The organism is Claveliimonas sp., assembly GCF_037273965.1.
Classification (GTDB): Bacteria; Bacillota; Clostridia; order Lachnospirales; family Lachnospiraceae; genus Claveliimonas; species Claveliimonas bilis.
Genome location: NZ_JAYAZJ010000043.1, coordinates 1 through 20,528, shown reverse-complemented (window position 1 = coordinate 20,528; position 20,528 = coordinate 1). Strand labels below are relative to the sequence as shown.

The window sequence follows — 20,528 nt, the reverse complement described above, 5'->3', positions numbered from 1 at the left end:
CCAGAATGAGGATCATCGAAGAATCCTGGAGGAAATGCGCCAGATGCGGAATGAGTGTGATAAGCAAGGGTATATACTGGAACAGAGGATGGAAGGATGCCGTTCCCGGGCGGTATATAAGCTGGCTGAAGCACAGCTGGAATATATGAACCGCACAAAAGAGTTTATTGACAGTATAGCAGACGACATAGGAGGGGACGGGACTACAGTAGAAAAAGAAGCGGAGGCAAAGACGCTGTATGCGGAATATAGTATTGATTTTGCCGTACAGGCAATGAATCACGCTCTCTTAGCAGCGCTGACAGCCATTGACGCACAGATGAAATGCGAAGAACAGTAGGAGGGAAAAATATGCAGCAGGTAAAATCACCGAAGAAACCACTGATTTATTACTATACGATTGTTATTATTGTACTGCTTCTCTTTAATCTGTTGGCAATGCCATGGATTTCAGAAAGACAGATCAAAGAAGTAGACTATGGTACATTTATATCTATGACAGAAGAAGGAAAGATAGGAAAGGTAGAGATCCAGCAGCAGGAAAATACTATTTTGTTTACAGACGAGGACGAGACAGCAGTCTATAAGACCGCTATGGTAGAGGATGACCAGCTGACTCAGAGACTGTATGATGCGGGAATTTCGTTTTATGGGGAAGAAATCCGCCAGACCTCTCCGGTTTTAAGTGCGCTGCTTTCCTGGATCATTCCTCTGGTAATCTTTATTCTGATCGGACAGTATATGTCCCGTAAACTTACTAAAAAGGCAGGGGGAGCTAATTCCATGATGTTTGGCATGGGAAAAAGTAATGCCAAAATTTATGTGAATTCTACGGAAGGGATCAAATTTACAGATGTGGCAGGGGAGGATGAAGCGAAAGAAAATCTGACGGAGATTGTGGAATATCTGCACAATCCCGGGAAATATAAAGAAATTGGGGCTTCCATGCCGAAAGGGATCCTTCTTGTAGGCCCTCCGGGAACAGGAAAAACCATGCTTGCCAAGGCAGTTGCAGGGGAGGCCAGTGTTCCCTTCTTTTCTATTTCAGGATCCGAATTTGTGGAAATGTTTGTGGGGATGGGGGCATCAAAGGTGAGAGATCTGTTCAGTCAGGCAAAGGAAAAAGCTCCCTGTATTGTATTCATTGATGAGATTGACGCCATCGGTAAAAAGAGGGATGGACAGATCGGAGGAAACGACGAGAGAGAGCAGACATTGAATCAGCTGCTGACAGAGATGGACGGATTTGAGGAAAATACCGGCGTTATCATACTGGCTGCCACAAACCGACCGGAATCTCTGGATCCGGCACTTTTAAGACCGGGCCGGTTTGACAGAAGAGTACCTGTTGAACTTCCGGACCTGAAAGGGCGGGAGGACATTTTAAGAGTACATGCCAAGAAGATAAAAGTTGCCGGAGATGTAGATTTTAATAAAATTGCGCGTATGGCTTCGGGAGCTTCAGGGGCGGAACTGGCAAATATTGTCAATGAGGCGGCGCTTCGGGCCGTGAGAGAGGGAAGAAAGTTTGCAACACAGAGTGATCTGGAAGAAAGTATTGAGGTTGTCATTGCCGGATACCAGAAGAAAAATGCGATTCTGACAGACAAAGAGAAATTGATCGTATCTTACCACGAAGTAGGCCATGCCCTCGTTGCAGCAATGCAGACACAGTCTGCTCCGATTCAGAAGATTACGATCGTGCCCCGTACATCCGGCGCCCTCGGATATACTATGCAGGTAGATGAGGGAAATCATTATCTGATGAGCAAGGAAGAAATTGAAAATAAGATCGCAACTCTGACAGCAGGAAGGGCGGCAGAAGAAATAGTATTTCATTCTATTACAACAGGAGCATCCAATGATATTGAGCAGGCGACAAAGCTTGCGAGAGCCATGATCACAAGATACGGAATGAATGAGGAGTTCGGAATGGTGGCCATGGAAACCCAGACGAACCAGTATCTTGGAGGTGATACTTCACTTGCATGTTCCCCGGAAACTCAGACACAAATTGACAAAAAGGTAGTAGATGTGGTAAAAGAACAATATGAAAAAGCTGCGAATATCATTCGGGAAAACAAAAAGAAGCTGGATGAGATCGCACAGTATCTCTATGAGAGGGAGACCATCACAGGGGAAGAATTTATGAAGATTTTGCTCAAAAAGGATGAATAGAAATGATGTTTCAATACTACTTAGAACAGCTGCGGACTTTGCTTTATACAGTTCCGGTCATTCTGATCGCTATAACATTTCATGAATATGCACATGGGTGGGTCTCCGAAAAACTCGGAGATCCCACTCCAAGGCTTGAAGGGAGAATGTCCCTGAATCCGCTGAAGCACCTGGATCTGGCGGGAACGCTTTGCCTCATCTTCTTCCATGTGGGATGGGCAAAACCGGTAAGGATCAATACCAGATACTATAAAGACAGAAGGAAAGGAATCATACTGGTGTCCCTTGCGGGACCCGTTATGAACTTTATTATAGCCTTTCTGTCTCTCGTGCTGTGCATGCTCTTTGCGGTATACGGAGGAGAGGACTCGGCGTTTGCGCAGACAGGTTTTTTGCTCTGTTACTATTCTGTGCAGATGAATATCGGTCTTGGCGTGTTCAATCTGATCCCGTTTCCGCCGCTGGACGGCTCCAATGTACTGGAACAGATTTACCCAAAAGTGGCATATTTTTACGCGAGAATACGCCCCTACCGGACTTTGATCCTGGTGGTCCTTCTGATGAGCGGAGCCTTAAGTTATCCCATGAACTCCGTGGGAAACTGGCTTTTCCGTCTTATGTGGACGATCGTCAGCGCGTTGATGGGAATTGACTCCGGAGGCACCATAATCCCTGCTGGGGGAACATATGTGTAACCGTATAAAATCCTTTTTCTTTATTTGAACAGAAGATCAGCAAAGTCGCCGCAGGGCGGCTTTGTTTGTGAGTTTTACCATACCCCGGGACAGTTCCACATATCCCTCTGAAGAGAAATATTTCAGCATGCGGGTGACGACTTCTCTTGCGCTTCCCATCAGCCGGGCGATCTCTTCGTGGGTCATATGGAGTTCATCGGATTTTAATGAAGCAGATTCATCCAGGAGGAAGATGGCGAGGCGCCGGTCAAAGCTCATAAACAGAATCTGCTGCATTGCCCACATGACATCAGAGAACCGTTCTGTAATTGCGCGGTATGCAAAGGCTTCCACATAGATGTTGTCGTGCATCAGAAGTGCAATGGCTGAAGAACTGACCTGAAGGAGTTCACAGTCTGTCACAGCGTCAATGTATACGTCAAATGTGATAGATTGAAGAACACAGGAAGCAGAAAGAACACAGAGCTCCCCTTCCTGGATACGGTACAGCGTAATCTCTCTGCCATCCTCCGATAGAATATATACGCGGAGCGAACCGGATTTTACAAGGAGAAGCCCGAGGCATTTGTACTCGGCGCTGTGAATGGATTCTCCTTTTTTATAGAAAGAAAAGGCTGCATTTTGCAGCACGATATTTTTTTCGGAAGAAGTCAGTTTATCCCAAAAGGGAAGAGAAGTTTCAATATAAGTCTGCTGCTCACTTTGAAGCATAAAGAGACCTCCTTTTTATCTTGAATGGAATCACCCTTTACTGGCGTTATATATTATTTTAATATAGGAAAAGGAACCTGGCAACCGTAATCGGGTGAGATTTCCGGCTGTATTTGTAAGGGAGAGTGTGTCTGGTTGCATTTCATTGCCAGGCAGAGTATACTGGGAAGAAGAAAACAGGAGGAGAGAATCAGCTATGGTAGAAAAAGGGGTTGTAAATGCAAGGTTTCAGGTTCTGCACCTGAAACATATGGAATATCTGCTGGCAGCAAAAATGCGGTGTCAAAAGTTATATATTGGGATCACCAATCCGGACCCGTCTTATGTGCGGGAATCGGTCAACGATGAAAACCGCTCCACAAGAGGCGCAAATCCGCTGACCTATCTGGAACGGTATGAGATGATACGCCTGGCTATGGAAGAATTTGGAGTGCCGGCATCAGAGTATGAGATCATGCCGTTTCCCATTAACCGCCCGGAGTATATTACACAGTACGTCCCGGAGGATGGCGTGTACTATCTGGGAATCTGCGACGGCTGGGAAGAAGAAAAGCTGAAAATCTTAAACGGCCTGGGGCTGAAAACAGAAGTACTCTGGAGGCGGACAAAGGAAGAAGCCGGAGTGACCGGCACATGGGTGAGAAGCTGTATTGCCACCGGAGAGGAGTGGGAGCATCTGGTTCCCAAGAGCGTATATCAGTACATTGTGGAGCGGGGGCTGGAAGAGAGAATCCGGCATCTTCACCTGGTACAGGGAGAACCGGATGCGAAAAGCAAAATAGCAGAAGAAGATATAGATTGATAAAAAAATAACATGGCACGTAACATTTTTTAAAAGTGTTACGTGCCAAATTGCATTTTTTGATTAGATATTTAATAAATTTTTTGTGAAAAGTATAAGAAGATAATAAAAATTAGTCTTTATACGTTGACTTTAGTGATCAACACTACTAAAATAACCGTTAGACATCTAACTAATAGGGAGGTGCGAAATGAAATTGGAGAACGGAAATGCTCCTGTTCAGATGATTTTGCAGCAGCTGCTTCATCTGACAAAGTATCAGGCAATACATCTTTTGGAGCATTTTGATCTGAATCCGGGGCAGGCAGGTATTCTGTTCACACTGAGCCATCGTGGGAATCTGACACAGAGAGAGCTGGCCGCCAGAATCGGGATCACACCGCCGTCCATGACGGTTGCTCTTAGGAAAATGGAGGAGAAAGGCTATGTGATAAAACAGCCGGATGAACTGGATCAGAGGAAAATCAGGATTCACCTGACGGAAAAGGGGACTGGATGTATTGATGACATGAAGAAAGTATTCCGCCAGATAGAGGAAATCATGTTTCGGGGATTTTTGCCGGAAGAGAAGCTTCTTCTTCGGAGATTTTTACTGCAGATGGAAGAAAATATCCTGAAATCCAAAGAAATGGATGGAATGGATATGAACTGTATTATCAGCCGGATGTATCCCCAGGATAAAGAGGAATAATCATGACAAAAAGGAGAGACATAAGTATATGAGAAAGCTATTTAAGTTCCTGAAGCCTTATGCAGGAACCGTTTTTTTGATTTTATGTGTATTGATGGTACAGGCATATTGTGATCTGTCCCTTCCGTCCTATACTTCTGATATTGTAAATATTGGTATTCAGCAGGGCGGTGTTGATGAGACAATTCCGGAGGAAATATCAGAGGAGGAGTTAAACAAGCTTCTTTTGTTTGTCCCATCGAAAGACCAGGAAGAAGTACAGAATGCGTATGAGGTCAGCAAAGACAGGGATTATGATTACGATGGAACGGTGTACCGTTTAAAAGACGAAATCAGCGGACAGGAGGATAAGGCGCAGGAACTTTCTGATATACTGGGAAAACCAATGCTTCTTGTTTCGGGATTCGAATCTGACAGTGATATGACGAAACAAATGGAAGAAAAGATGCAGGAGCAGATGCAGCAGCAAATGCAACAGACGATGCCGCTTCAGAAGGGACAGGCAGAAATGCCTGTACAAATTTCAAATGACATGACAGTCTTTGAGATGTTTTCCATGATGGATGCAGCCCAGAGGGATGAGATGGTAAGCCAGATGGATGAGGGACTTAAGGATATGCCGGACACCATTGTGGAACAGGCGGCCACAGTCTATATCCGTTCTGTTTATGAAAATCTGGGACTGGATATGGATGCCATACAGAACAGTTATATCCTAAGCACCGGAGGCAAAATGCTGGCGCTTGCCGCTCTTGGAATGTTGGCCAGCATTTTGGTAGGTCTGATGGCGTCCAGGGTTGCAGCAAGTGTGGGACGGGAGACAAGAGAAAAGGTATTCCACAAGGTTGTAGGATTTTCCAACAATGAGTTTGATACCTTTTCTACCGCTTCGCTGATTACCCGAAGCACCAATGATATTCAGCAGATACAGATCTTGACAGTCATGATTTTAAGGATGGTATTGTATGCACCTATTATCGCTGCCGGCGGTATCTGGAAGGTGTTCAATACCAATGTGGATATGTCATGGATCATTGGTCTGGCAGTGGGACTGATTTTTGCAGTTGTAATTATACTGTTCCTTGTTGTAATGCCGAAATTTAAGATCGTACAGAAAATGGTAGACCGCCTTAACCTGGTTTCCAGAGAGATCCTTACCGGTCTGCAGGTTATCAGGGCATTCAATACAGAGGAGCATGAAGAAAAACGGTTTGACAGGGCAAATACGGATCTGACAAAGCTGAATCTTTTTGTAAACCGTGCCATGACTTTTATGATGCCAGTCATGATGCTTATCATGAATGGGATTTCTGTTTTGATCGTGTGGAACGGCGCTCACAGCGTTAACGACGGTACAATGCAGGTGGGAGATATGATGGCATTTATCCAGTATACTATGCAGATCATTATGGCCTTCCTTATGATCTGTATGATTTCTGTCATGCTTCCAAGAGCTGCCGTATCTGCCGAGCGTGTCGATGAAGTGCTTCAGAGCAATACCATGATTTTGGATCCGGATCAGCCGGAAGAAATAGAGGACTGCCGGGGAGAGATCACATTCGATCATGTATCCTTCCGCTATCCGGGAGCAGAGGAAGATGTACTGGAAGATCTGAATTTTACTGCAAAGCCGGGGCAGACGACAGCGATTATCGGAAGTACCGGATGCGGTAAAACAACTTTGGTAAATCTGATCCCCAGATTTTATGATGTGACAAAGGGAAGGATCTTATTGGATGGCCATGATATCCGGAACATTACACAGCATAAGTTAAGAAGCGAGCTGGGATATGTGCCGCAGAAAGGTATTCTGTTTTCAGGTGATATTGCGTCCAACATCCTTTATGGCAATCCGGACGGGACAGAGGAAGAAATGGAAGAAGCAGCACAGATTGCGCAGGCAACAGAATTCATTAAAAATAAAAAGAAAAAATACAAAAGTCCGATCTCGCAGGGTGGATCCAATGTTTCCGGAGGACAGAAGCAGAGGTTGTCCATTGCCAGAGCGGTGGCAAAACATCCAAAGATTTATATTTTTGATGACAGCTTTTCCGCTTTGGATTATAAAACAGATGTGGCAGTCCGTAATGCTCTTAACAAGAAGACAAAAGACAGCACAGTAATTATTGTTGCCCAGAGGATCAGCACCATTCTCCATGCAGAACAGATTATTGCCCTGGATGACGGAAAAATCGCCGGCATCGGTACCCACAAGGAATTGTTGAAAAACTGCGAGGCCTATTATCAGATCGCATCTTCACAGCTGTCTGAGAAGGAACTGGAAAATGACATGAAGGAGGTGGGCTAGGATGGCACCAGGAAAAAGAGGACATGGACATATGGGCGGCCACATGGCGCCGGGGGAAAAGGCAAAAGACTTTAAAGGCACCATGAAAAAACTGATGGATTATATGGGAAAGTATAAGATTGCTATACTGTTTGTAGCTATTTTTGCCATCGGAGGCACAGCCTTTAATATAGCAGGACCTAAGATTATAGGAAAAGCAACGACAGAGATTTTTAACGGATTGGTAAGCAAAGTGTCAGGAGGATCCGGGATTGACTTCGGAAAAGTAGGGCAGATCTTGCTTGGGGCGATGGGGCTTTACTGTGTCAGCGCTATACTTTCCTTTATACAGGGCTATATTATGACAGGAATCTCACAGAAGATGACTTACCGCCTGAGAAAAGAAATTTCGGAAAAAATCAACCGTATGCCTATGAACTATTTTGATAAAATGACTCATGGAGAGATTCTTTCCCGTATTACAAATGACGTTGACACTCTGGGGCAGAGCCTGAATCAGAGTGCTACGCAGGTCATTACATCAGTGACGACCATCATCGGCGTACTTGTTATGATGCTGAGCATCAGCCCTTTGATGACACTCATTGCCCTGTTAATCCTTCCGGTTTCCATGGGACTGATTTCTGTGATCGTCAAGCATTCCCAGCGGTATTTCAAAGACCAGCAGGAATATCTGGGACACATTAATGGTCAGGTAGAAGAGGTTTACAGTGGTCATAACATCGTGAAAGCCTTCAATAAAGAAGAAGACATTATCCGGGAGTTTAATGAGACAAATACCATTTTGTATCAGTCTGCCTGGAAATCACAGTTTTTCTCCGGTATGATGATGCCGGTTATGCAATTTGTAGGAAATCTGGGATATGTGGCGGTGTCCATCCTGGGGGGATATCTGGCGATCAGGAATACGATTGAGGTGGGAGATATCCAGTCTTTCATTCAGTATGTCCGCCAGTTTACACAGCCGATCCAGCAGGTAGCACAGGTTGCCAATATGCTGCAGTCTACGGCGGCAGCTTCCGAGAGGGTGTTTGAATTTCTCGAAGAGGAGGAGGAAGAGCCTTCGCCTGAAAGCCCGGTATCCACGGAGAATCTGGAGGGCCGGGTGGAATTTGACCATGTGCACTTCGGATACAATCCGGACCATATCATCATCAATGATTTTAATGCCAAGGTAGAGCCGGGACAGAAGATCGCCATTGTGGGACCGACAGGAGCCGGAAAGACGACGATGATAAAACTTCTGATGCGGTTCTATGATGTGAACAGTGGAGCGATTAAGGTGGATGGTCATGATATCAGGGATTTTGACAGGGGAGAACTAAGAAAAATGTTCGGCATGGTTTTGCAGGACACCTGGTTGTTTAACGGCACTATTGAGGAAAATATCCGTTACGGAAAGCTGGATGCTACCCACGAGGATGTGGTGGAAGCGGCGAAAGCGGCTTATGTGCACCGGTTTGTACAGACGCTTCCAAGCGGATATAATATGGTGCTCAATGAGGAGGCAAGTAATGTTTCACAGGGACAAAAACAGCTTCTGACGATTGCAAGAGCAATCCTGGCAGATCCGAAGATCCTGATCCTGGATGAGGCAACAAGTTCGGTAGATACAAGGACAGAGGTGCGGATCCAGAAAGCCATGGACAATCTGATGAAGGGACGGACCAGCTTTATCATCGCTCACCGTCTTTCCACAATCAGGGATGCGGACATGATCCTTGTCATGAAAGACGGAGATATTGTGGAACAGGGAACACACGAAGAATTGCTGGAACAGAACGGATTCTATGCAGAACTGTACAATTCACAGTTTGCAAAGAGTGCATAAAAAATTCCTGCAGCGGCGCAGCACTGAAAACAGTGCCGTCTGCAGGAATTTTTATTTTGCATTGTATTCCATTTGGCGGATAAATGATGTATGATAGAAAAAGGATTGTTTAAGGAAAGAAAGGAAAATATACATGGCACAAAATAACAGTAATCAGAATAACGGTGTAAAAAAGCAGGAAGCTCTGACGAAGCTTAGGATGGCATCGGAGCTTTATGTTCTTATGTCCGGATTTACAAAAATGCCTTACGTATCCTGTGATCCGGATACATACGATGATCAGGTCCTGATATTCTGGACAGAGGAAGAGGCAAAGCAGGAGGCAAAAAAACTGCTGGAAAACAAAGAACTTGTCAGTATTGTGAAGGTGGAGAATAAACAACTTCTTGCCTTTTATTCCAGCCTTTTTGCCATGGGCGTCAATGCCCTGTTTGTCAGCAGAGGACTGGAGGGAGAGACAAGGATACAGCTGGACGAGTTTGTGAAAAGACCTCAGGTGGACAAACTTCCGGAAGGTCAGGTGCACGTGGAAAATCCGGAATTTCATCTTACGGCCCTCTATCTGATGCAGGCGGTACGGCGGGATCCGAATGCGGCAAAGGAGGAGGCTGTCAAAGAACTGCAGGAAGAAATGCTGGCGGATTTCCAGAAAGGACGCTATATTGTGCCGGTGGAGCCACAAAAAGGACTTCCGGTTATGAAGCAAAAGGATGGGACAATATTCCAGCCTGTTTTTACAGATGCGGCAGAGTTTGCAAAATTTAACCGGGAAAAGCGGTTTCAGGCTGCAGTAGTGGAATTTGCAAAACTGGGCGAGATCCTTGCACCGGAAGCAAAAGGAGTTATGGTAAATCCCATGGGGGTAAATGTTCCCCTGCAAATTGCCCGGAAGAAAAAAGAAGACGCAAAAGGGTAAGCTACATATATTAATACTGAAAAGAGAAAGGAAGAGAAAAATGGTGTACAACAATATTTTAGAAGCAGTGGGAAATACGCCATTGATCCGTCTGAATCATATGACAGGATCTGATGACGCAGAAATTCTGGTAAAATTTGAAGCAATGAATGCAGGGGGATCTATTAAGACAAGGACCGCTCTGCATATGATCGAGACAGCAGAGGAGAAAGGGCTGATCCAGCCGGGGAAAACTACAATTGTGGAACCTACCAGCGGCAACCAGGGAATTGGCCTGGCTCTGATCGGAGCAGTGAAGGGGTATAGGACGATTATTATTATGCCGGATTCTGTCAGCGAGGAGAGAAGGAAGCTGGTAAGCCATTATGGAGCAGAAGTAAAGCTGATCCATGATGCGGGAAACATTGGAGATTGTATTGAAGAATGTCTCCAGACAGCTCTTAAAATGGCAAAAGAGGATCCCAATGTATATGTGCCCCAGCAATTTGAAAATGAAGCCAACTCGGAGATTCACAGAGAACAGACAGGAAAGGAAATCCTTGAGCAGGCGGCGAGGCCTATTCATGGATTCTGTTCGGGAATCGGAACCGGCGGTACCATTACAGGAATCGGAGAAGCATTAAAAGCGGAAAATCCGGATATGGAAATCTGGGCAGCAGAGCCGGAAAATGCGGCTATTTTGTCAGGAAAAGAGATTGGCACCCACATTCAGATGGGAATTGGCGATGGAGTGATCCCGGCAATTTTGAATCAGAATATATACAACCGGATTGAGATTGTTACAGATGAAGAGGCGCTCGAAACAGCAAAAGAGCTTGCTGCCAAAGAAGGGCTTATGTGCGGAATTTCCGGAGGCACCAATGTGGCTGTGGCAAAACGGATGGCAAGGGAGCTGGGAAAAGGCAAAACAGTGGTAACTGTTCTGGCAGATACCGCGGAGAGATACTTCTCCACACCGCTGTTTGACTAGAAAGAGGAACGGAAAATGTTTCGTACTTTATTTTCCTTTTTCAAACCCCACCGGGGAATCTTTATACTGGATATGTGCTGTGCTGTCCTTGTGGCGGCTATTGATCTTGCATTTCCGCTGGTATCAAGAAATGCCATGTATGAGATGCTGCCGGATAAAATGTATCAGACATTTTTTACGGTAATGGCCATTGTGGCGGTCAGTTATGTGCTTCGCTCAGTGTGTAATTATATTATGACCTACTGGGGGCATACCTTTGGTGTGCGGGTGGAGGCTGACATCCGGGAAGCGCTGTTTTGCCATCTGCAGGATCTGGACTTTGAGTTTTATGATGTGAACCGTACCGGAAAACTGATGAACCGGCTGACCGGGGATCTCTTTGAGATTACCGAGCTTGCCCACCACGGCCCGGAAGATCTTCTGATCTCTGTCCTTACGATTGTGGGGGCTCTTGGATTCATGTTTTCCATTGAGTGGCGGCTGGCCCTTGTAGTGGCGATTATTATTCCCATCTTCCTTTTGGTTGTCATGGTATGCAGAAGGAGCATGGCGGATGCGTCGGTCAAGGTGAAGGAGAAAATGGCTGCTATTAATGCGGATATAGAATCCTGTATTTCCGGGATGAGGACTTCCAAGGCGTTTGCCAATGAGGAAGTGGATCAGGAGAGATTTGAAAAATCCAATGACCGGTTTAAGAACTCAAAGGGGATTTACTACAAAGCCATGGGAAGGTTTAATGCCTCTTTGGAGTTTTTTATGTGTATTATGCCGGTGGCTGTCATCACGTTTGGAGGATGGCAGATCATGCAGGGCAGAATGAACTATGTAGATCTTATTACTTTTAATCTTTATATCAGTACGTTCATTACCCCGATCCGAAAACTTTCCAATTTTGCAGAAATTTTTACAAATGGAACGGCAGGGCTGAAACGGTTTGATGAGATCATGCGTATCCAGCCGGCGGTAAAGGAACGGGAAGATGCGAAAGATATGGAGATAAAAGAAGGGCAGATCGATATTGATGATGTCAGCTTTTCCTACGATGAGCATACAGAAGTGCTGACCCATGTGACACTTCACATTGAGCCGGGACAGAAGGTGGCTGTAGTAGGCCATTCCGGAGGAGGGAAGACCACTTTGTGCCAGCTTGTACCAAGATTTTATGATGTCACAGAAGGAAGCATCCGGATCGACGGCACAGATATCCGCAGTGTGAAAAAGCGTTCGCTTAGGGATAATATCGGAATTGTCCAGCAGGATGTTTTCATGTTTGCAGACACTATCCTGGAAAATATCAGATACGGGAAACCGGACGCCTCCTATGCAGAGGTTGTGAAGGCGGCGAAAGAAGCGGAAATTTTCGATGATATTATGGAGATGCCGGATCAGTTTAATACTTACATTGGAGAGCGGGGAACGATGCTGTCGGGAGGGCAGAAGCAGAGGATCGCTATTGCCCGGATCTTCCTGAAAAATCCGAAGATCCTGATTCTGGATGAAGCGACTTCCGCGCTGGATACCATTACGGAGAGTAAGATCCAGGAAAGCTTCGATGAGCTGACAAAAGGGCGTACCACTCTTGTGATCGCCCATCGTCTTGCTACAGTGAGAAATGCAGACAGAATTGTGCTTATAGATGAAGGAAAAATACAGGAGAGCGGTACACACGAGGAGCTGATGCGCAAAGGCGGCAAATATGCTCAGTTGTACCGCACTCAGGAATTAAAATAAAAAAAGTTCTGTTTACAGGAGGTTTTGCATAATGAGAGCATAAATCTCCTGATTTTTTTTATTCCAGTTGTTAGCTACTGTCTGGGCTTCCGTTTCTGATGGAACGGTAATGGTCAGATCGATAAGAGGAAACTGGTTTTCCATCACCTGGCAACGGACGGAATATTCCAGGTTGGCGTTAGGAAAGTAGTCCGCTTTGACAGAGACTTCATTTTTCAGTTCATAATGTTTTTCCTTTAAAAATTCATCAATATCGGACTGGATGGCCGGAGAAATCTTATTGCGGAAATACTGTATGGTTTCGGCTCCTTCTTCCGTGAGGTGGTAGAAGGTTCTGCTGTGGGTAGATTCTTCCCGGATAAATCCGGATTCACTAAGCTCGGCAATGGCTCTTTGCAGCTTGAAATAAGTGGTATAGCCTTTGTCGAGAATAAATTCGGAAATCTGTGAATTAGTCAGAGGAAAATCTACTTTCTCCAGCATGTACAAGATGATCAGTTTGTATAATGTAAATGGTTCTGCCATGAATCATAACTCCTTCCCTGCCAGATATTCTGGCATTTCAGATATGCCTGCATCTGATTCAATACAAGCCTTTTATTTCCTGTCCAAAGAGGTGCGATGAGCAGCGGTTTCGGCCCGTCGCCGGTCAGCCGGTGGATGACAATGTCCGGTCTTAAAAGAGAAAGGCACTGACCTGCCACATGAATGTATTCCTCCATGTCAGGGACATGAAACGGATGCTCTTTGTAGTAGTCCGCAAGATCCGTATGCTTCAGCACATGTAGCAGCTGAAGTTTGATTCCCTGGATATCTGTGTTGTTTAAATAACAAATGGTTTCATATATCTGTTCGTGAGTCTCTCCCGGAAGGAAGAGAATTGTGTGGACGATGACAGGAATATCAAGTGCGCGAAGCTTCATTACCGCATCCTCAAAAACAGAAAGGGGATAACCCCGCCGGATAAACTTGGCGCTTTTTTCATGTATGGTCTGAAGACCAAGCTCAACCCAGACGGGTTTGATCCGGCTTAGCTCCTCAAGAAGCTGAAGTACAGGCGGATCCAGACAGTCCGGCCTGGTGGCAATGGACAAGACCCGTATATCGGGATGAAGGATTGCTTCTGTAAAAATGCGGCGCAGATAAGAAACGGGAGCATAAGTGTTGGTGTATGCCTGAAAATAAGCGATATAACCTGTGCCTTTAAATTTCTTTTCTGCCTGTTTTTTCCCGGTTTCAATCTGCCGGGTTACAGAAAGACCGGGATCGGATGCGAAATCTCCTGAACCGCCCTGACTGCAGAAGATACAGCCTCTATCTCCCAGCGTTCCGTCGCGGTTCGGACAGCTCATATGTCCGTTTAGGGAAATTTTATACAGCTTTTCTCCGAAAACATGCTTCAGATGCCAGTCCAGGGAATGATAGCGCTTTTCTCCCCAGAAGACAGGTTTTAAATCTTCCATACAGATTTTAAATGTGGTCTCGGACTGCACGGCTTACGACATCAGCCACACGAGGATCAAAAGCTTCCGGCAGGATGTTGTTTTCATTTAATTCTTCATCCGGCACAAGCCCTGCAATGGCAAGAGCTGCCGCCAGCTTCATTTCCTCAGTGATCTGAATGGCACGTCCCTCCAGAGCCCCTTTAAAAATACCCGGAAAAGCGACTACATTATTTACCTGATTTGGAAAATCGGAACGGCCGGTTCCGACAACCTTTGCACCGGCTTCTTTTGCCAGATCTGGCATGATCTCCGGCACAGGATTTGCCATGGCAAAGAGAATGGCATCCTGATTCATGGAAGCAACCATCTCTTTTGATACAATACCGGGAGCGGAAACTCCTACAAAAATGTCAGCACCCTTCAGGGCGTCGGCGAGAGTGCCGGTTTTATTCTCCAGATTGGTGACTTCTGTCATCCGTTTTTGCATCCAGTTCAGGCCAGGAGAGTCTTTGCTGATAATTCCGTTGATATCGCACATAGTGACATGTGCGAAACCATACTGAAGGAGAAGCTTGGTGATGGCAACTCCGGCGCTTCCGGCTCCGTTTACGACAACCTTTACGGTCTCTTTGTGTTTTCCTGTGACTTTCAGAGCGTTGATAATTCCTGCGAGCACCACAATAGCAGTTCCGTGCTGATCGTCGTGAAATACGGGAATGTTAAGAAGCTGCTTCAGCCGTTCTTCAATTTCAAAACATCTGGGTGCACTGATATCCTCCAGATTGATGCCTCCGAAAGCCGGAGCGATATTGACGACTGTGCGGATAATTTCATCCGTATCCTGTGTATCAAGGCAGATAGGGACTGCATTGACGCCGCCAAATTCCTTGAAAAGGACGGCCTTGCCTTCCATGACAGGCATGGCGGCTAAAGCGCCGATATTTCCCAGTCCCAGAACGGCGCTTCCGTCAGAAACAACTGCTACCGTATTGGATTTCATGGTGTAAGTATATGCCGCTTCCGGATCTTCGGCGATTACCTTGCAGGGTTCGGCCACGCCCGGCGTATAAGCAATGGAGAGATCTTCCCTTGAACGGACGTGTGATTTGGCAGCGGTTTCTATTTTTCCATTCCACTGTTTATGCATTTCTAAAGCTTTTTCCTGTATCGTCATTATATTCCACCTTCTTCTTATTTTTATAGATTTTTATAGACTTGTTAGAACTGTTAATAATCATACCATTCCTTGAAAACAGGTGCAATATTTTTATCAGGATTCCTTGTCCTGCGTATACCTGTATAGTTTCATAAAATTAGGACTTTAAAAAGGGAAAAAGATATAGTATAATAGCTCTATATTTCAGGTTGTCAAGTCAGACGAAAATTCCCGAATCGATTTAAAAATTGAGTAAGAAAGGATCAGTGTATATGCGAGAAAAATATGAGACTCTGCCTCTTGCCACATTAAAAGATCTGGCAAAAGCAAGGGGACTGCGCGGTATTTCCACAATGAAAAAAGCACAGCTTATCGACCGCATGGTAGAAGAAGACGAAAAAGAAAAGAAGGAAGAGGAAAAGAAAGAAGAAGAAAAAAAACCGGAAGAGAAAAGGACTGTAACAAAGCAGGATGTAAGAAACGAGTCCAGAGGCGAGCAGCATAAAAATGAGTCCTTCAGAAAAAACAATTCTGCACAGGTCAGACTGACAGAGGAGAATGCAAAAGAGCTGTCAGCCAATACCGGAGACCGGGAGCTGCATGATATTGACCGCCTGGACAGCGGGGTGACAGCCAACGGTATTCTGGAAGTGCTTCCAGACGGATATGGCTTTATTCGCTGTGAAAATTACCTCCCGGGGGAAAATGATGTCTATGTTTCTCCTTCCCAGATCCGGCGTTTTAATTTGAAGACCGGAGATATTCTGGAGGGAAATACAAGAATCAAGACCCAGCAGGAAAAGTTCAGTGCTCTTTTGTATCTGTCCAAGATCAACGGCATTCATCCGGCTGTTGCAGCCAGAAGGCCCAATTTTGAAGATCTGACCCCAATCTTCCCAAATGAAAGATTGTCCCTGGAAAGCGGAAGAAGCAGTACGGCCATGCGGATCATGGATCTTCTGTCTCCTATCGGAAAAGGGCAGAGAGGTATGATCGTTTCTCCTCCAAAGGCAGGTAAGACTACTCTGTTAAAAGAGGTGGCGCTCTCTGTCAGAAAAAACAATCCGGAAGTACATCTTCTGATCCTTTTGATCGATGAGCGCCCGGAGGAAGTAACAGATATTAAGGAAACCATTGAGGGAAAAAATGTAGAGGTCATTTACTCTACTTTTGACGAGCTGCCGGATCACCATAAAAGAGTGTCGGAGATGGTGATCGAGCGGGCCAAGAGGCTGGTAGAACACGGAAAAGACGTTATGATCCTTCTGGACAGTATTACCCGTCTTGCAAGAGCCTACAACCTCACTGTGCCGCCGTCAGGGCGGACGCTTTCAGGAGGACTTGATCCTGCGGCTCTGCATATGCCCAAACGGTTTTTCGGCGCTGCAAGAAATATGCGGGAGGGAGGAAGCCTGACAATCCTGGCAACCGCTCTTGTAGATACCGGAAGTAAGATGGACGATGTGATTTACGAGGAATTTAAAGGAACCGGAAATATGGAGCTTGTTCTCGACCGCAAACTGTCAGAGAAGAGAATGTTCCCGGCTATCGACATCCCGAAATCCGGGACAAGGCGTGAAGACCTCCTTCTCACAAAGGAAGAGCAGGAAGCTGTGGATTCTATGCGTCGCGCATTGAACGGTATGAGAGCGGAAGAGGCCGTAGACAATATCCTGAATATGTTTTCCCGGACAAAGACAAACAGGGAACTTGTTCAAATGGTAAAAAAGACAAAAATAATATAGACAAGAAGAAAGTTTTGTGATACAATTACAGAGCTGTTTAGAAAACGAAAAGAATCCATGCGTATATACGCAGCGAGAATAAAGAAGAGGTGAAACGAAATGAAAGAAGGAATACATCCAGCTTACCATCAGGCAACAGTGACATGTAACTGTGGAAACACATTTGTGACAGGCTCTACAAAAGAGGATATCCACGTAGAAATCTGCTCCAAATGCCATCCATTCTACACAGGTCAGCAGAAAGCTGCACAGGCACGCGGACGTGTAGATAAGTTCAACAAGAAATACGGATTGGACAAATAAGAAAAACGGTAAACGGGTTGAGGTTTTTACAATCTCAACCCGTTCTGCATATACGAGAAACGGCAGGAGGAAGGTATGAAATCATCGAACATCGGCGGTCAGGCAGTGCTGGAAGGCATTATGATGAAAAACAAAGAAGACTATGCAGTAGCTGTCCGAAAGACAAACGGAGAGATAGAGGTACACAAAGATCGTTATACCGGAGCGGCAGGTAAGGTGGGACGCCTGGCAAGGATTCCGTTTATCCGTGGAATTTTCAATTTTATCGATTCCCTTGTATTGGGAATGCGGACACTGATGTACTCGGCTTCCTTTTTTGAGGAAGAAGAGGAGACAAAGCCCCTTACTAAGGAAGAAAGTGAGAAAAAAGAGCAACAGGAAAAATGGATGATGCGCGGAGTAATGGCATTTTCCATCGTGCTGGCAGTTGCCATTTTTATGATACTGCCCTATTTTCTTTCCGGACTTTTGAAGCCATTGATTCCGTCCTACCATATCAGAACAGTAATTGAAGGGTTTGTGAGAATTGGAATCTTTCTTATATATATTATGCTGATTTCCAAAACGGAAGATATACAGAGAACGTTTATGTACCATGGGGCAGAGCATAAATGCATCAACTGCATTGAACACGGGCTTCCGTTGAATGTGGAAAATGTCAGGATCAGTTCCAGGCAGCATAAGCGGTGCGGAACCAGTTTCCTGTTCTTTGTGCTGGCTATCAGCATCATTCTTCTTCTGCTTGTCCAGGTGGATTCTGTTGTTATGCGGGTGGTGGTGAGAATTGCTCTTCTTCCCGTAATAGCAGGCATTTCCTATGAAGTTTTAAGACTGGCAGGAAATTCAGATCACTGGCTGATAAATTTTCTGAGCAGACCGGGGCTTTGGATTCAGAAGATGACGACAAAGGAGCCGGATGACAATATGATCGAAGTGGCAATACAGGCAGTAGAGGCTGTCTTTGACTGGAGGAAGTATGAAGCAGAAACATTTGGAACAGAGTCTGACTCTTAAAAGTGCGCTTCAGGAAGGGACGGAATGTTTGAAGAAAGCAAAGGTTCCGGAGCCGGAGCTGGACGCCTGGATTTTGTTGGAATATGCGGCAAAGGTGGAACGGAGCAGGTATTATCTGGATCCGGAAAGGGAGCTTTCAGAAAAGGAAAGCTCTCTTTATATGGAAGCAATCCGCAGGCGCTCTTCGAGGATCCCGCTGCAGCATATTACAGGAGAGCAGGAATTTATGGGGTTTTCCTTCCGGGTAAATCCCCACGTTCTCATTCCGCGGCAGGATACAGAGATTCTTGTGGAGACTGCTTTGGAAAAAGCAGAGAACCATATGCGGATCCTGGATCTGTGCACAGGATCCGGATGCATTATCATCAGCCTTAGCAAAATGATCCTTGAGGGAAGAGAACCGGCATGGGAAATAGAGTGCGAAGGAAGTGATATTTCACCGGAGGCTCTTAAAACAGCTAAGGGAAATGCTGACCGCCTGGGTGCGCAGGTTCATTTTATCCAAAGTGATCTTTTTGAAAATATACAGGGCGCATATGATATGATCGTGTCCAACCCTCCCTATATCCAGACGTCTGAAATCGAGGAGCTTCAGGATGAAGTCCGGCTTTATGATCCGAGGATCGCGCTGGACGGGAAAGAAGACGGACTGTATTTTTACCGGAGGATCATAGAGGAAGCAAGGGAGCATCTGTCAGAGAAAGGCTGGCTGCTCTTTGAAATCGGATGGGACCAGAAAGAGGCTGTCTCGAACCTTATGGAGGAGGCAGGGTATACCCTGGTCACTGTAAAAAAGGATCTGGCGGGACTTGACCGTGTGGTAATGGGAAGGTACAATAAAGCGTAGTGTGAAAATAGGTAGGAGGAGAAAAGATGTTTGACAAATTAGAGGATCTGCTCATTCGATATGAAGAAATTATGAGTGAGCTGCAGGAGCCGGGAGTAGCAGATAACCAGGAACGCTTCCGCAGACTTATGAAAGAACAGAATGATCTGACTCCCATTGTTGAGGCATATAAAGAATACAAAGCATGCAAGCAGGCTATTGAGGACAGCCTTGCTATGCTGGAAGAAGAAACAGATGAAGAAATGAGGGAACTTGCCAAAGAGGAGCTGAATGATTCCAAGGCGAGAGTGGAGAGTCTGGAGCAGGAGCTGAAGATTCTGCTTCTTCCTAAAGATCCTAATGATGATAAAAATGTTATTGTGGAGATCCGCGCCGGGGCAGGCGGTGATGAGGCTGCTCTTTTTGCAGCAGAGATCTATCGTATGTATGTCCACTATGCAGAGAGCAGAAGATGGCGCACAGAGCTGATTTCCGTAAGTGAGAATGGAATAGGCGGATTTAAAGAAGTTGTGTTTATGATCACAGGACAGGGCGCATACTCCCGCCTGAAATATGAAAGCGGTGTACACCGCGTGCAGAGAGTACCGGAAACAGAGAGCGGCGGACGTATCCATACGTCCACGATCACGGTTGCCATTATGCCGGAAGCGGAGGAAGTGGATATCGTGATCGACGAAAAGGACATCCGTATCGACGTTATGAGGGCGTCCGGAAATGGAGGACAGTGCGTCAATACGACAGACTCTGCGGTGCGTCTGACTCACTATCCCACCGGAATCGTGATCTACAGCCAGACGGAAAAGTCTCAGCTGCAAAATAAAGAAAAGGCTTTCAGGCTGCTTAGGTCCAAGCTGTATGATCTGGAAATGGAGAAGAAACAGGCGTCAGAAGCGGAAGCCAGAAGAAGTCAGATCGGAACCGGAGACCGTTCAGAGAAGATCCGTACTTACAACTTCCCCCAGGGAAGGGTGACGGATCATCGTATCAAGCTGACGCTGCACAAACTGGACAGCGTTATGAATGGGGATCTGGACGAGATCATCGACAGTCTGATTGCAGCAGATCAGGCGGCAAAACTGGCAAATATGAATGAAGAATAAAGAACCGGAGCAGAGAACAACAGACAGGAGACAATAGAAAAGAAGGGTAGAATATGCTGGAATATGATTTTAAACGTCCACAGCT

General features: G+C 45.7%; 19 protein-coding genes. 15 read left to right on the top strand and 4 right to left on the bottom strand.

Annotated elements, in window-relative coordinates:
• From WJ238_RS02785 to WJ238_RS02775, 3 genes are all read left to right on the top strand, one after another.
• A partial coding sequence (locus tag WJ238_RS02785; RefSeq protein ID WP_337606074.1) for a hypothetical protein occupies positions 1 to 340 on the top strand: 340 nt, incomplete at its 5' end.
• An 11-nt stretch (positions 341 to 351) separates the two neighbouring features.
• Positions 352 to 2,178 carry an ATP-dependent zinc metalloprotease FtsH gene (ftsH, locus tag WJ238_RS02780; RefSeq protein WP_337606073.1) on the top strand — a complete coding sequence of 609 codons (1,827 nt, stop codon included), beginning with the start codon at positions 352 to 354 and terminating at the stop codon, positions 2,176 to 2,178.
• A gap of 2 nt (positions 2,179 to 2,180) precedes the next feature.
• The gene (locus tag WJ238_RS02775; RefSeq protein ID WP_337606072.1) at positions 2,181 to 2,873 is read left to right on the top strand and encodes a site-2 protease family protein; all 693 of its coding nucleotides are present in this window, start codon (positions 2,181 to 2,183) and stop codon (positions 2,871 to 2,873) included.
• 36 nt (positions 2,874 to 2,909) lie between these two features.
• Here WJ238_RS02775 and WJ238_RS02770 read toward each other — a convergent pair whose 3' ends face one another.
• Positions 2,910 to 3,584: a Crp/Fnr family transcriptional regulator gene (locus tag WJ238_RS02770; protein WP_316269167.1), complete on the bottom strand. Its 675-nt coding sequence runs from the start codon at positions 3,582 to 3,584 to the stop codon at positions 2,910 to 2,912.
• Positions 3,585 to 3,780: 196 nt separating this feature from the next.
• Between WJ238_RS02770 and WJ238_RS02765 the strand changes: the two genes are divergently transcribed.
• The 7 genes from WJ238_RS02765 to WJ238_RS02735 all read left to right on the top strand — a co-directional run bounded on the left by WJ238_RS02765 (position 3,781) and on the right by WJ238_RS02735 (position 12,833).
• The gene (locus tag WJ238_RS02765; protein ID WP_337606071.1) at positions 3,781 to 4,386 is read left to right on the top strand and encodes a nicotinate-nucleotide adenylyltransferase; all 606 of its coding nucleotides are present in this window, start codon (positions 3,781 to 3,783) and stop codon (positions 4,384 to 4,386) included.
• A gap of 190 nt (positions 4,387 to 4,576) precedes the next feature.
• Entirely contained in the window at positions 4,577 to 5,077 is a 501-nt protein-coding gene (locus WJ238_RS02760; RefSeq protein ID WP_230105630.1) for a MarR family winged helix-turn-helix transcriptional regulator, read from the top strand.
• Between the two features lie 28 nt (positions 5,078 to 5,105).
• Positions 5,106 to 7,385 carry an ABC transporter ATP-binding protein gene (locus WJ238_RS02755; protein ID WP_337606070.1) on the top strand — a complete coding sequence of 760 codons (2,280 nt, stop codon included), beginning with the start codon at positions 5,106 to 5,108 and terminating at the stop codon, positions 7,383 to 7,385.
• Position 7,386: 1 nt separating this feature from the next.
• A complete protein-coding gene (locus WJ238_RS02750) occupies positions 7,387 to 9,216 on the top strand; it encodes an ABC transporter ATP-binding protein (RefSeq protein ID WP_230105632.1) in 1,830 nt (609 codons plus the stop codon).
• A 133-nt stretch (positions 9,217 to 9,349) separates the two neighbouring features.
• Complete coding sequence (locus WJ238_RS02745) at positions 9,350 to 10,132, top strand: SseB family protein (protein ID WP_337606069.1); 783 nt, start codon at positions 9,350 to 9,352, stop codon at positions 10,130 to 10,132.
• Between the two features lie 40 nt (positions 10,133 to 10,172).
• A complete protein-coding gene (locus WJ238_RS02740; RefSeq protein ID WP_256194967.1) occupies positions 10,173 to 11,102 on the top strand; it encodes a PLP-dependent cysteine synthase family protein in 930 nt (309 codons plus the stop codon).
• A gap of 15 nt (positions 11,103 to 11,117) precedes the next feature.
• Positions 11,118 to 12,833, top strand: a complete 1,716-nt coding sequence (locus WJ238_RS02735; RefSeq protein ID WP_316269158.1) for an ABC transporter ATP-binding protein — start codon at positions 11,118 to 11,120, stop codon at positions 12,831 to 12,833.
• 12 nt (positions 12,834 to 12,845) lie between these two features.
• Here the strand turns inward: WJ238_RS02735 and WJ238_RS02730 are convergent, their stop codons facing one another.
• Genes WJ238_RS02730 through WJ238_RS02720 form a run of 3 tightly spaced genes read right to left on the bottom strand, consistent with a single transcriptional unit; the run spans position 12,846 to position 15,452 of the window.
• Positions 12,846 to 13,358, bottom strand: a complete 513-nt coding sequence (locus WJ238_RS02730) for a DUF4364 family protein (RefSeq protein ID WP_337606068.1) — start codon at positions 13,356 to 13,358, stop codon at positions 12,846 to 12,848.
• The gene (gene mnmL / locus WJ238_RS02725; protein WP_337606067.1) at positions 13,328 to 14,296 is read right to left on the bottom strand and encodes a tRNA modification radical SAM protein MnmL/YtqA; all 969 of its coding nucleotides are present in this window, start codon (positions 14,294 to 14,296) and stop codon (positions 13,328 to 13,330) included. The genes WJ238_RS02730 and mnmL overlap by 31 nt, the downstream gene beginning before the upstream one ends.
• Before the next feature lie 7 nt (positions 14,297 to 14,303).
• A complete protein-coding gene (locus tag WJ238_RS02720; RefSeq protein WP_256194959.1) occupies positions 14,304 to 15,452 on the bottom strand; it encodes an NAD(P)-dependent malic enzyme in 1,149 nt (382 codons plus the stop codon).
• Between the two features lie 254 nt (positions 15,453 to 15,706).
• On the opposite strand from WJ238_RS02720, the gene rho reads away from it, so the two are divergent.
• The 5 genes from rho (at position 15,707) to prfA (ending at position 20,443) form a co-directional block, all read left to right on the top strand.
• On the top strand, positions 15,707 to 17,179 hold the full coding sequence (gene rho / locus WJ238_RS02715; protein ID WP_230105639.1) for a transcription termination factor Rho: 1,473 nt from the start codon (positions 15,707 to 15,709) through the stop codon (positions 17,177 to 17,179).
• A gap of 99 nt (positions 17,180 to 17,278) precedes the next feature.
• A complete protein-coding gene (gene rpmE, locus WJ238_RS02710) occupies positions 17,279 to 17,482 on the top strand; it encodes a 50S ribosomal protein L31 (RefSeq protein ID WP_230105640.1) in 204 nt (67 codons plus the stop codon).
• A 75-nt stretch (positions 17,483 to 17,557) separates the two neighbouring features.
• Positions 17,558 to 18,496: a DUF1385 domain-containing protein gene (locus WJ238_RS02705; protein ID WP_230105641.1), complete on the top strand. Its 939-nt coding sequence runs from the start codon at positions 17,558 to 17,560 to the stop codon at positions 18,494 to 18,496.
• Positions 18,486 to 19,343: a peptide chain release factor N(5)-glutamine methyltransferase gene (prmC, locus tag WJ238_RS02700; protein WP_524536984.1), complete on the top strand. Its 858-nt coding sequence runs from the start codon at positions 18,486 to 18,488 to the stop codon at positions 19,341 to 19,343. The genes WJ238_RS02705 and prmC overlap by 11 nt, the downstream gene beginning before the upstream one ends.
• Positions 19,344 to 19,369: 26 nt before the next feature.
• The gene (prfA, locus tag WJ238_RS02695; protein ID WP_230105643.1) at positions 19,370 to 20,443 is read left to right on the top strand and encodes a peptide chain release factor 1; all 1,074 of its coding nucleotides are present in this window, start codon (positions 19,370 to 19,372) and stop codon (positions 20,441 to 20,443) included.
• Positions 20,444 to 20,528: the final 85 nt, after the last annotated feature.